General features: G+C 37.4%; 10 protein-coding genes and 1 riboswitch. Of the genes, 5 read left to right on the top strand and 5 right to left on the bottom strand.

The features are described from left to right. Nucleotides 1-2: 2 nt before the first annotated feature. Nucleotides 3-1,253, bottom strand: a complete 1,251-nt coding sequence (locus J8L70_RS08150; RefSeq protein ID WP_211055049.1) for a hypothetical protein — start codon at nt 1,251-1,253, stop codon at nt 3-5. A 264-nt stretch (nt 1,254-1,517) separates the two neighbouring features. Next, a riboswitch (Lysine riboswitch) is annotated at nt 1,518-1,689 on the top strand. A 77-nt stretch (nt 1,690-1,766) separates the two neighbouring features. Between J8L70_RS08150 and lysC the strand changes: the two genes are divergently transcribed. Next, a complete protein-coding gene (gene lysC, locus J8L70_RS08145; protein ID WP_211055048.1) occupies nt 1,767-3,146 on the top strand; it encodes a lysine-sensitive aspartokinase 3 in 1,380 nt (459 codons plus the stop codon). Here the strand turns inward: lysC and J8L70_RS08140 are convergent. Continuing rightward, nucleotides 3,132-3,872, bottom strand: a complete 741-nt coding sequence (locus tag J8L70_RS08140) for a 4'-phosphopantetheinyl transferase superfamily protein (RefSeq protein WP_211055047.1) — start codon at nt 3,870-3,872, stop codon at nt 3,132-3,134. The genes lysC and J8L70_RS08140 overlap by 15 nt on opposite strands. A gap of 150 nt (nt 3,873-4,022) precedes the next feature. Here J8L70_RS08140 and J8L70_RS08135 point away from each other — a divergent pair, with 150 nt between their 5' ends. Then, nucleotides 4,023-5,345 carry a sodium-dependent transporter gene (locus tag J8L70_RS08135; RefSeq protein ID WP_211055046.1) on the top strand — a complete coding sequence of 441 codons (1,323 nt, stop codon included), beginning with the start codon at nt 4,023-4,025 and terminating at the stop codon, nt 5,343-5,345. 132 nt (nt 5,346-5,477) lie between these two features. Here the strand turns inward: J8L70_RS08135 and J8L70_RS08130 are convergent, their stop codons facing one another. From J8L70_RS08130 to sbcB, 3 genes are all read right to left on the bottom strand, one after another. After that, on the bottom strand, nt 5,478-6,455 hold the full coding sequence (locus tag J8L70_RS08130) for a 2-hydroxyacid dehydrogenase (RefSeq protein WP_211055045.1): 978 nt from the start codon (nt 6,453-6,455) through the stop codon (nt 5,478-5,480). Between the two features lie 135 nt (nt 6,456-6,590). Continuing rightward, complete coding sequence (locus J8L70_RS08125) at nt 6,591-7,094, bottom strand: glutathione peroxidase (RefSeq protein ID WP_211055044.1); 504 nt, start codon at nt 7,092-7,094, stop codon at nt 6,591-6,593. Nucleotides 7,095-7,299: 205 nt separating this feature from the next. Further along, on the bottom strand, nt 7,300-8,751 hold the full coding sequence (gene sbcB, locus J8L70_RS08120) for an exodeoxyribonuclease I (RefSeq protein ID WP_211055043.1): 1,452 nt from the start codon (nt 8,749-8,751) through the stop codon (nt 7,300-7,302). Nucleotides 8,752-9,360: 609 nt separating this feature from the next. Here sbcB and J8L70_RS08115 point away from each other — a divergent pair. The 3 genes from J8L70_RS08115 to J8L70_RS08105 are packed head-to-tail and all read left to right on the top strand — an operon-like array spanning nt 9,361 to nt 11,285. Beyond that, nucleotides 9,361-10,197 (top strand): hypothetical protein, encoded by an 837-nt coding sequence (locus tag J8L70_RS08115; protein ID WP_211055042.1) that lies wholly within the window; start codon nt 9,361-9,363, stop codon nt 10,195-10,197. Next, nucleotides 10,190-10,624 (top strand): hypothetical protein, encoded by a 435-nt coding sequence (locus tag J8L70_RS08110; RefSeq protein WP_211055041.1) that lies wholly within the window; start codon nt 10,190-10,192, stop codon nt 10,622-10,624. Before J8L70_RS08115 ends, J8L70_RS08110 begins: the two co-directional genes overlap by 8 nt. Next, entirely contained in the window at nt 10,614-11,285 is a 672-nt protein-coding gene (locus tag J8L70_RS08105) for a hypothetical protein (protein WP_211055040.1), read from the top strand. The genes J8L70_RS08110 and J8L70_RS08105 overlap by 11 nt, the downstream gene beginning before the upstream one ends. The last annotated feature ends 27 nt before the right edge of the window (nt 11,286-11,312 follow it).

Here is an 11,312-nt window from a genome sequence, read left to right as displayed (position 1 = left end):
TATTAGTTTGATTGTGAGCTAAACGGATATAAAGAGACTCTGGTATCAGCAATTTTTATTTGGCTTTTATTATCGCTTTGGCTCATTGGTAATTCATTGTCGCTAATAAGCTTTTGGTATAAAAATAACATTTCATCGGCTTCAAGATCAGGGTAACTTTCATCTAAAAACTGCAGCAAAGGTTGTTGTTTTTTACCTTGTTTAGCTAAACGTGCTTTAAAACGCGTTTTTACATTGGTGTAATCGGGAATATTAGGGCTAACATACGCAGGCACATCTTGTTGCTCTGGCAGTTTGTATTCGCTGTGTTCAAATTCGACTAAGCTTGCCATATACGCAACAATATGGCGTTGTTGACCAATTGAATAACGCTGAGCGTCGCTGATAAAATGCGGCTGTACGGGCGATAAAATACTATCAACGCCATTTTTTCTGATCATACCAAGCACTTTTGCTGCCTGGCGGGTAATTTGGTTATTACGGCGTAGCTCTTCGCGCAGTGGCATGAGCATATCGGCACTTTTACGTAGGCTTTCGCGGCCCATTAAATGCATTTCTAAAATACGAGTACGCAATTGCTCTAACATACGCTTGTCATTATAGGCTTTACCCGATTGCTCGATATCGGCTATTTGCTGACTAATTTGTGCTTCGATTGTAATAAAGCAATGGTGAAAGTCACCACGTATATCAACCATTTCAAGCATGGGTTCAATGTACTCATCAAAGGCTTCTATTACACTTTGATAGCGCTTTTGTAGTGATTGAATCGCGTGATCTGACTTAGCTTGCTCAACAATATTTAAAATGGCATTTTCGTTATGCTTAAACAGCTTAATTATTTTACGAACCCGATCATCCATAATACGACTAAAGCGACGTAAATCGTCGTAATCTTGCATCTCTCCCGCGTTATTTAATCTATCGCCTAAGCGTGCTAAATCTTGAACTAAAACGCTAATTTCTTGGGCTAGACCTAAATGTTCTTCTTGCAGTAAAAAGCTTGCAAATTCGGCAATGGCTCGGTTAATTTCTAATTGCGATGATTTTGCCAGTGGAATGATAATATCTTGATTTAATAGCCTATTTGTTTCTTTATAAATACGTTCGTTATTCCATGTCGGCTGCTTTTGTTTTATCGCATTTTGCAATTCTTTTAAGCTAAAATCAGCCATATTAAATTGCTTAAACAACAGTGCTAATACCCCCCAGTGTTCGGTGAGTGTATTTAATAGCTTTTTTGCTGGGATCATAAGGCGTTACTACATCCTAGTAAGGTTAATAAAAGTTAACGAGAGCCTTTATAAAAAGTCAGTGTTTAACTGTGATAATTTACACAGTTTTTTTTGCTTCGTACAGGTGTGTGTAACTAAACGCTGTTAAAGTAAACAACCAACGTTATGTTTGACTAAACATACGGTTTATTTTGCTAAACACCTTGACAGCTAGACGGCTAAACGTTAAGTTTCAATTCGCATTATTATGCGATTATGTTTTATTAACCGATGGTTAATACAACATTCAGAAGAGGTGCGATACTTAGGTATTTAATGTTAGGTGACGAAGGCCTATGATCATTAAAGAGGGAAGTACTCGCCGAGAAAAGCAAAAGTACGTCGCATTTGTTTTTCGGTTTATGGGGCTGAATCCTCAAAACTGTCACCAATTAGGTGGAGAGCTTCTGGCAGTGAATTTTCTTATCAAGCATTCCTTGCCAAGTTCTTCTTGAATTATTTCGGTTTAAATTAACCGACGAAGGAGACTAAATGACTACCGAAGTAGCATCAAACAGTACGTTAGCACAAAAATCTGACTATATAGTGGCAAAATTTGGCGGCACCAGTGTGGCTAATTTTGAGGCAATGAGTCGTTGTAGCGAAATCATTGTCGCGGATAAAAACGTACGTGTTGTTGCTGTAAGTGCCAGTGCTGGAGTAACAAATCATTTAGTGGCCTTATGCCAAAGTGATATTACTGAGCCACAGCGCGAACACCATATTCAAGGTGTTTTAGCCATTCAACAAGCGATTGTTGATGAATTGTCGCTAGATGCCGATTTAGCCATTGGCTTTAACGAAACCTTAAAAGCGTTTCAACAACATGCCCGTGAAATAACAAATACTGCAAAACACCAAGACGAGTTACTGAGCTTTGGTGAGCGTTTGTCGTCGTACTTATTTGCACAGGTACTGCGCTTAAAAGGCTTAAACGCCGATAGATTTGATGTACGTCGTGTATTAAAAACCGACAGCCAGTTTTCAAAAGCCACCCCCGATGTTGCATCTACTGCCGATGCTGCAAAAGCGCATTTAATTCCATTATTAGAAGAACAAGTGATTGTGACTCAAGGTTTTATTGGCAGTGATGAATTTGGTCAAACAACCACACTAGGGCGCGGTGGCTCTGATTACAGTGCAGCACTGTTAGCCGAAGCGATTAATGCTAAAAGTGTGCATATTTGGACTGATGTAGTGGGGATTTTTAGTACCGATCCGCGTTTATGTGCCAAAGCCACTCCGATAGCACGTTTAAGCTTTGACGAAGCCGCAGAAATGGCAACTTTTGGGGCGAAAGTATTGCACCCAGCTACCATTTTACCGGCAAGCCGTAGTCATATAAATGTGTTTGTTGGTTCAAGCCGTGAGCCAGAGCGTGGTGGTACGTGGATTGAGCGTGAAAAATCGCAGCACTCAGGAATACGTGCAGTAACGCAACGTAAAAACCAAATATTATTAACCTTAAAAAGCCCCGAAATGCTATTAGCAAGCGGCTTTTTAGCGCGCGTATTTTCTATATTAAGCAACTTTAATATTTCGGTTGATTTAGTCACAACATCTGAAATTAGTGTTGCAATTACACTTGATAACGCCCCAAATGCATCTCGTCCAGAACTTGATCAAGCGTGTTTAGAACAGTTAGCTGAGTTTTGTCATGTTTCGGTAGAAAGTAACCTAACGCTGGTGGCACTGATCGGTTCTGAGATTCAATTACGCCAACAAGAAGTGAATTTAATGGATGTATTAAAAGCATTTAATATTCGTTTAATTTGTCATGGTGCGAGTAAACACAATTTGTGCTTTTTAGTTGAACAAGACGAATCAGACAATGTTGTAAAAGCGATACACAGCCATTTACTCGAAGGTTAATTGCCTTTGAGACATTGAAAAACACCGCCAGTCGGTGTTTTTTTTATGCACAGCACTTATATCAAACCCATTAAATTGCATACTTTTAGCGTTTAGTTTGGCTAATGCGAGCTCAGTAAATACGTTTGGGCTGAGTAATTTAGCCACCGGGCGGCTGGTTGCTTTTGCTAATGCTTCTTTTAAGGTCCATATCCGAAAAAATCTATCTGCTTTTATTGCTTCATTTTTAGCATCGCAAATCATATTTATTTCGTCTAGATGATAAAAGTGCTTTGCCAGTTTTTCAAAAGGGCGTTTAGTACTTATCTTTTCGATATCAAAGCCAAATTCACTTTGTTGTAAATTTAATGCCGCACCGACCATGGCATGTGAGTGCGAAATACAGCTATTTATGATGCGTTCATTATTTATATGTAGTTGTAATTTAGCGCTTGTGTCATCAAATTCAGAGCTTATTGCGTTTAATTTAAGTTGTTTGTATTCGGGCAGCGCGTGCTTTACTAAAAACTTTAATAATAAGCGGCTAGCTAAATATTCTTGCTTTGCTGATGGGCTTTTGCGCCGTTCAATAGTATTTAATTCAAACGGGCTGAGTACTTTATTTAACTCGTAATCGGCTAGGGCTATATGGTGTGCATTAAAAAACACGATACTGCGCGGGGTGAGTAACGTTTTATCGTTTAATGGCGTGTGCTTTAAGGTGTTGTTAAAATGCAGTGCTGTCATGAATGCTCTAAATTAATACTAACAAAAGCAAGGTTGTATGGATTTTATACAAACAATGATACTAAGTGCGCCTTGCAACGATTTTAATACTCAGTGGCCAATAAATATGGTTTAATTCCCACAAAGAAATAATAACAGATTTGAAAGTGTATGACACAAATGCGTGATGGATTTCAAAGCCGAATTGGTTTTGTTTTAGCTGCAGCGGGCGCTGCGGTTGGCTTAGGTAATATTTGGGGCTTTCCAACCCAAGCGGCAAACCATGGCGGTGGTGCATTTTTATTAGTGTATTTTATTGTTATTTTTTTGCTGGCATTACCTGCGTTATACACCGAACTATATTTAGGCCATAAAGCACAAGCAAACCCGGTTAAAGCACTGGCTAGCGCATGGCAACACAAAGAAAAAAAAATCGGCGCTGCGGCTGGCTATATCGGATTAGCTGGCGCAATTGTTATGTTAAGCTTTTACTCGATTGTTGCGGGTTGGATGCTGTCGTATGCCATAGAGCCGGTTGCATCATTTTTAGGTTTTAACGCGTTAAGTTCATTTTTACAAAGTGATTCGATGCTGCGTAATTTTGTATTTACTCCCTTAATGGTGCTACTTACAGCCAGTATTATTTTAAAAGGGGTAAAATCGGGGATTGAAACGTGGTCGCGACGTTTAATGCCCATATTGTTAATATTACTTATTGGCTTAATTGTTTATATTGCAACTCTTGATGGCGCAGCAGAAGGCTTTGCCGCCTATTTAGTGCCTGATTTTAGCCAAATACTCGACCCTAATTTAATTATTGCCGCGATGGGACAAGCCTTTTTCTCACTGTCGTTAGGGGTGGGGTGTATGATGATTTATGGCTCATATTTAAAACCGAATGCAAATTTACCAAAGTTAACAATAAGCGTCGCTTTGCTTGATACCGCGGTGGCGTTTTTAGCCGGTTTATTAATTATTCCGGCAATTTATGTTGCACAACATAATGGTGTCGAAGTCTTTAATAACGGTAAATTAATTGGTGAAGGACAACTTATATTTGCTATTTTACCTGCACTTTTTAATACCATGGGCGAAATAGGCTTACTGGTTGGTTTATTATTTTTTGTATTAATGTCGATAGCATCGGTTACCTCAACCATTTCATCTACTGAAATACCGGTGGCATTTTTAGTTGAAAATCATGAAGTAAATCGTACTAAAGCGACCTGGATTGTCAGCGCCGTTGTGTTTTTAAGTGCCAGTATCATTATTGTTAACTTTGACTGGTTGTTTGGTCTGGTTATTATGGTGTTTACACAATATCAATTGCCGCTAATGGGATTATTTTACTTTATAACTTTAGGCTGGATGTTTAAGCGAGGCAGTAAGTTGCATGAAACAGCTCACGGCGCTCACTATTGGTTTGCACAATATATTCGCTTTGTTTGCCCTATATTAATGACACTGGTATTTGCAAACGTTGCGTTTGGTTAAACCTGGCAACAGTATTTATTAACATGCTTTTTTATAGCCCTAATCACTTGGTTAGGGCAGCGACTGCCCCTCATTTTTAATCACTTTTTACGTTTAACCAATTGTATTGATGCTAATTGCTAAATCATTAATTTATACTTGATTAATTAAAGGCTGGTTATTTTTAACAGCCTGCGCATTGCGTAAAGTAATGTTGGCTATTTCGCTGAGCGCTTCTTGTGTGAAAAAGCCTTGGTGTCCGGTTATTAATACATTTTTAAAGCTGACTAAGCGCGAAAATACATCATCTTGTAATATTTCATCACTGTGATTTTTAAAAAACAGTTCTGACTCTTGCTCATAAACATCGAGTCCTAAGTAAGCGAGCTTTTTAGATTTTAACGCTTGTATACAGGCTTTGCTGTCAACTAATGCACCGCGAGAGGTGTTAATCAACATGACACCGGGTTTCATTTTGCTAAATGCTTCGTCATTAATAATATGATGAGTGTGCTCATTAACAGGGCAGTGCAGTGAAATAATATCGCTTTGTCTGAGCAGGGTATTTAAATCGCAAAGGGTATAGTTACCCGCTAACGCATAGGGGTCTGAAACTAATACCTTTGCTCCAAAACCATTTAAAATATTACACAGTGCTAAGCCAATTTTACCACAGCCAATGATCCCCACAGTTTTGTTATGCAAGTTAAAACCCAGTAAGCCATTTAAATCAAAGTTATCTTCGCGCACGCGGTTATACGCTTTATGGGTTTTGCGACTTAGCGTTAGCATTAACGCTATGCAATGCTCGGCAACGGCTTCTGGGCTGTACGCTGGTACACGTAATACCTTTATGTTATGAGCTTTTGCCGCCGTTAAATCAACATTGTTAAAGCCAGCGCAGCGCAATAACACCGTTGTAATATTATTAGAGGCTAAATGGGCGATTACCTGTGCATTTATATCATCATTAACAAATACACAAACACTATCGTAGCCGTTGGCGAGCACCGCGGTTTTTTGATTGAGTGATTGTGAAAAATAATCAATCTTTATGTGCGGATACGCTGTAGCAGTGTGTTCAAAAAAAGGTTTTTCGTAGGCTTGAGCACTAAAAAAAGCAATTTTCATCTCATTTCCCCATAATAAGTACATTCACTTTAGTAAACGAATTATCAATGGCTAGGTCAATCAGTTTATAGCAAAAGCGATGTTAAATTATTATTGTTTGATGTAACTCAAATTACGTGTAAGAAAAAATAAGCTTTAAGCCGATTGTGAGTTGAATTCGTTTAAGCAATTATCAATGACCTGCCTTAAAGTGTCTGGTTTTGTTCGGGGGGCGTATCGAGCTATTAATTGTCCTTGTGGATTAATTAAAAACTTTGTGAAATTCCATTTTATTGCTCTATTTTTTGAGATCCCTCGCGTATGCGCTTTTAAGTAATTAAATAATGGGTGGGCTTCTGGGCCGTTAACCATCACCTTACCAAATATAGGAAAAGAGACATTAAAATGTTGTTGGTAAAAGTCATTAATAGCAAGATTATCAAGAGGCTCATTTTGGCCAAACTGATTACAAGGGAATGCTAAAATACTAAATCCATGAGGTTGATACTCTTGATACAATTTTTCTAAAGCGGCTAACTGAGCAGAAAAACTACATTTACTCGCGGTATTGACTATTAAAACAGTTTTGCCTTTAAATTGACTGAGTGGCATATTTTCGCTGGTATAAAGCGATGCATTAAACTGATAAATACTGTCCATAAGTGTCCTGCTTAATTATAAATTAGCGATATAAAGTGCTAGGTTGCTTAATGCTGGCTGGAGTTATAAGCAATAATAAAGAGTTTATCAGGGAAATAGGTCAGTTTTATTGCAGTGAAGATATTGAGGTATATAAAAAACGGTTATCGATTAATAAGCAATATGTTATTAATCGACAACATGGACTATTAAGCGGTGAAACCCGTTACATACTTTGGGCGTAATTATAAAGCGCTTTTAAAATAGTGAGATTTTTTTCGTTATCGTCGTGCTCGTGTGCCAAGTTTTCTAAGGTGATCATAAAGTCTTGTGCGCTAATAGAAGGTTGGTCTTCGCCATGCATTAGCTTGTTTTGGCAGTACTGACGCCATTGTTCTAATTCTTGCTGATTTAACGTGTGTGGCCAGTTACGTGCACGGTATCTAAACAGCAAGGTATGAAATTTATTATCTTCAAACTCTAACTTTAATGTGGCTAATTGTTCTGGGCTGGCATCACGTATAATGGCAAACTTAGCTTTGTCGGCATGGCTAGTAAAACCATCGTAAAGTAAGTAATCAACATTTGTGGTCGCGCTGTAATCGCCTTTTTCGTTAAATACCTCGGTTACCTTTTCACGCAACTGTGTATGCTCTTTAAGTAAGGTTAAATTAGCTAAACATAGTTCTCTATCAATCCCTAAGCGCGCAGCATTTTCGGGTAACAGCGTTTTTGCGGGAGCTAAAATAGGGCATTTATTTAAATGCACTAACTTTAAGCCAACGGGTAAATCACCCTCAGCTAAATCAACGCGCTTGGTATATAAACGCGTGCGTAATTCTTCAACGTTTAAATCAAGGAGTACTTGTGGGTTTTGGGTTAAATCAAAACAAATAACCGCATTTTTATTGAGTGGATGAAAGCTCATAGGTGCAACCCACGTCGTGCAGCCTTGTGTAGCAGGAATACGCGAAGAGGTATGCACTAACGGGGTCATATTAAATACATCAACCAATTCAGCAAGGGCTTTTTTGTTACGTAAACCAAAAAAGAAATTGTATAGCTTAGGTTGTTTTTCTTTAATTAATTTAGCCAACGCAATGGTTGCAGTTACATCACTTAGTGCATCGTGTGCAGCGGCGTGTTCAATACCATTTGCAACGGTTAAATGTTCAAGTTTAAAACTTGGGCTGCCATCTTCTTTTAGCGGCCATTCAATGCCTTCGGGGCGAAGAGCATAACAGGCACGTACTAAATCAATAATATCCCAGCGACTATTATTATTTTTGTACTCACGCTCGTATGGGTCATAAAAATTACGATAAAAACTATAACGGCTTACTTCATCATCAAAACGAATACTGTTATAACCGGCCACACACGTATTAGGCATACTAAATTGAGCATGAATTTTAGCCATAAATTCAGCCTCAGGAAGACCTTTTTTCATCGCCACTTGTGGCGTTATACCCGTAATTAAACATGCTTCGGGGTGTGGTAAATAATCGGCCTGAGGTTTGCAATACTCGATTAAAGGCTCACCAATAATATTTAAATCAAAATCGGTACGAATACCCGCAAATTGACTGGGTTTATCTTTTTGTGGGCTAGCCCCCCATGTCTCATAATCGTGCCAGTAGATTGTAGGTTGATTTTCGTAATATGTTGGTTCACTCATTCAGTCTCTTGGCCCTTTTATCAAATGGGTTTTACTGCGCTTATATACTTTTTGTATTTTCGTGTTTATTGCAATCGGCGCATTGTGGATATAGCAATCGTGTATAAATATTTTGCTAACTGTGTATAAAAAATTAAATGGCGATCAGCAACACCAAATTAAGAAAGCGGTTAGATAAAATTTAAACACCATGCGTATTATCGCACAGAGATAGTTTAAGTGTAAGAGTATCAGCAAAGGCGCAATAACATGGTAATACCGTTGCCGTGTTAATGATAAGCAGGTAATTAGCACGCTAGGCCACTATCCAAGACTGAGCATTAAAAAAGTACAAGACTACATTTTCCATATACAATACAGGCTCAGCCAAGGTAAATATCCTCGCATAGAGCTAGAAACTGTTTAGTAAAAGCAGGGTAGTCCAATAATCAAATTTTTATCTTTCTGGTGTTAATTTTTGGTGTGTTATACATTTATTTTATTATTTAATTCCCTATTATTTCAATTGCCTATATATTATTGTACAACTGGTAATATGTAGTATGGATACAGTTGGCCAGAGTAGCAGTTTTAAAATTTAGTTGTTCATAAAAGGATATTAAGAGAAGTATGGAAAGTAATAATCAACCTTCAACCGAAAGTGAAGTGGCTAAGGAAGTAGAAACTGAAAGCCAAGTAAAACCTTTACCTCAGCATGAATTAATACAGCAATGGCGGGTAAATGTTGCTTCCCTAAAAAAAGATACCGGATTTGAAGTACCTAAAGATCCAGATAAAGACGATGAGAAACTAATTTCTGCGTTGGAGGCAATGAAATACCTGGATACGAAAAATATTTTATTAGATGAAAACGAAGATTTTCAATTATCTGATAATGGTTTCTCAATATATAAAGCGAAACATATGCTAGTTTTTGAGCATTTGTCGCAGCTCACAAAGCTAGAATCTAAGAGTGAACCACCAAAATTTTACTTTTTTTCACGAGCAAAACAAATAGATCAGTTGTTAAAACCAAGCAGTTGGGTTCACTCGTTATTTCACTTTTTAATCATGCTCGTAGTTATTTTAACGCTCGGGGTTATTAGCTTATTAGTATTAGATAAAACTCAGGATAATTTGTTCGTTAAGTTGTTAATAGGCTGGTTTTGGATTGTAAATATTAAAACAGCGAGTAATTTAATTGGGAAATATAAAAAATTAGCTTTCACTCCTTTTCGCTTTAGTATCAGTTTACTAGGTATTCACTCGTTAAATATACTAATAAAAGTAAACCTATTATGCATTCTTCCTTTTCTTATTGTGAGTACCTATAACGTTTATTGGATTGATGACATTATAATAATTAGCTTATTTATTACATGTTTAATTAATTTTAAATCTGAAGAAAAACCATTAGAACAAGTAGCTGAAAAAGACTTAAAAAAAACAGGTACTGCTAATGTTTAAAAATTTTATATTAGTCCTATTCATCCTTTTCAGTGCAAGCAGTTTCGCAAACGTTGATATAAAGCTTGCGTGTGAAGAAAAAAAAGAACAACAACGTTCACTCCTAAAAAGGCTTTCAACCTCGGTAACTGAGGCGCACTTGGCAGGCCAATGCACTGGTTACAATTTATATTATATGAAGGATATTGAATGGAAAGCGTCTTGCTCAGAGTTTTTAGAACAAAAGAAATCGCTACTGGGTTCTTTAAGTACATCGCTCAAAGAAGCACATTTGGCAGGCATATGTGTTGGTGCAATTTATAGAATAGCAAAACGGTGTAAAGTAGATACATACAAAATCAATTACCCTTACGTTGCTAGCGGAGATTTAACCGTTCGTAAAGTAGAGGAACGCCTTGGTTGTTATGGTGGTCAGTATGGCCGGTAAAAATAAAAGTATTGCAGCGGTTGCTTGCCAAGCTTTAGGAATTGACCGCAACTTGTTACCAGAGAGGTTAAGGAGTCGTTTAAACTATTACGTTAAAGATAAAAACCTCAAAGCTAAACTACTCGATGAGGCAGATATAAAATCTGAGTCAGTCGATTATGTACCAAAGCCAATCAAAGCAGGTAATCACGTATTTATTCGTAATCTGGTTATTCTAGATACATTGTTTGAAGATAAAAAATTAGTCGTAAAGTGGCTCAATGGCGAAAAGATCAATACTGAAAGTTTTGAGCAATTTGCCAAGGAGTGGAAGGCTAAAAAATTACTATTTCAAGCACTCGATAAGCGTATTGGTGATTTAAGGCTTTTTCTATCAGATGAAAATATAGATTGGTCACAAGATGAAATCCCATATCCATTTAATGAAGGTAAATATAGTTCAATGGAGATGATTGCTAATTCTATTGAGTTTGATACGCAATCGAGCCCATATGATTTAGCACTAAAAGCCGTTATCGAGGGCGAATTTGGTGTTTTAGGTAAACTAATTACTAACAATCCCGATGCCTTTATGAGCGATCATGGCCAATGGCTAGTAAATCTATACAACGCTAAAAAAGCAGAATACGAAGAATATAGCTTATTGCTCAATAAATATTAAAATGTTTACTTCCTTCCCCTTTATTGT

This window comes from Pseudoalteromonas sp. MMG010 (genome assembly GCF_018100905.1).
GTDB lineage: Bacteria > Pseudomonadota > Gammaproteobacteria > Enterobacterales > Alteromonadaceae > Pseudoalteromonas.
Note: the sequence above shows the minus strand (reverse complement) of the source record. Positions and strands in the feature narration are given on the sequence as shown.

Bases quoted from the DNA above. Each gene is read 5' to 3' on its own strand.
- J8L70_RS08150 (WP_211055049.1), bottom strand. From the start codon at position 1,253: ATGATCCCAGCAAAAAAGCTATTAAATACACTCACCGAACACTGGGGG.
- lysC (WP_211055048.1), top strand. From the start codon at position 1,767: ATGACTACCGAAGTAGCATCAAACAGTACGTTAGCACAAAAATCTGAC.
- J8L70_RS08140 (WP_211055047.1), bottom strand. From the start codon at position 3,872: ATGACAGCACTGCATTTTAACAACACCTTAAAGCACACGCCATTAAAC.
- J8L70_RS08135 (WP_211055046.1), top strand. From the start codon at position 4,023: ATGACACAAATGCGTGATGGATTTCAAAGCCGAATTGGTTTTGTTTTA.
- J8L70_RS08130 (WP_211055045.1), bottom strand. From the start codon at position 6,455: ATGAAAATTGCTTTTTTTAGTGCTCAAGCCTACGAAAAACCTTTTTTT.
- J8L70_RS08125 (WP_211055044.1), bottom strand. From the start codon at position 7,094: ATGGACAGTATTTATCAGTTTAATGCATCGCTTTATACCAGCGAAAAT.
- sbcB (WP_211055043.1), bottom strand. From the start codon at position 8,751: ATGAGTGAACCAACATATTACGAAAATCAACCTACAATCTACTGGCAC.
- J8L70_RS08115 (WP_211055042.1), top strand. From the start codon at position 9,361: ATGGAAAGTAATAATCAACCTTCAACCGAAAGTGAAGTGGCTAAGGAA.
- J8L70_RS08110 (WP_211055041.1), top strand. From the start codon at position 10,190: ATGTTTAAAAATTTTATATTAGTCCTATTCATCCTTTTCAGTGCAAGC.
- J8L70_RS08105 (WP_211055040.1), top strand. From the start codon at position 10,614: ATGGCCGGTAAAAATAAAAGTATTGCAGCGGTTGCTTGCCAAGCTTTA.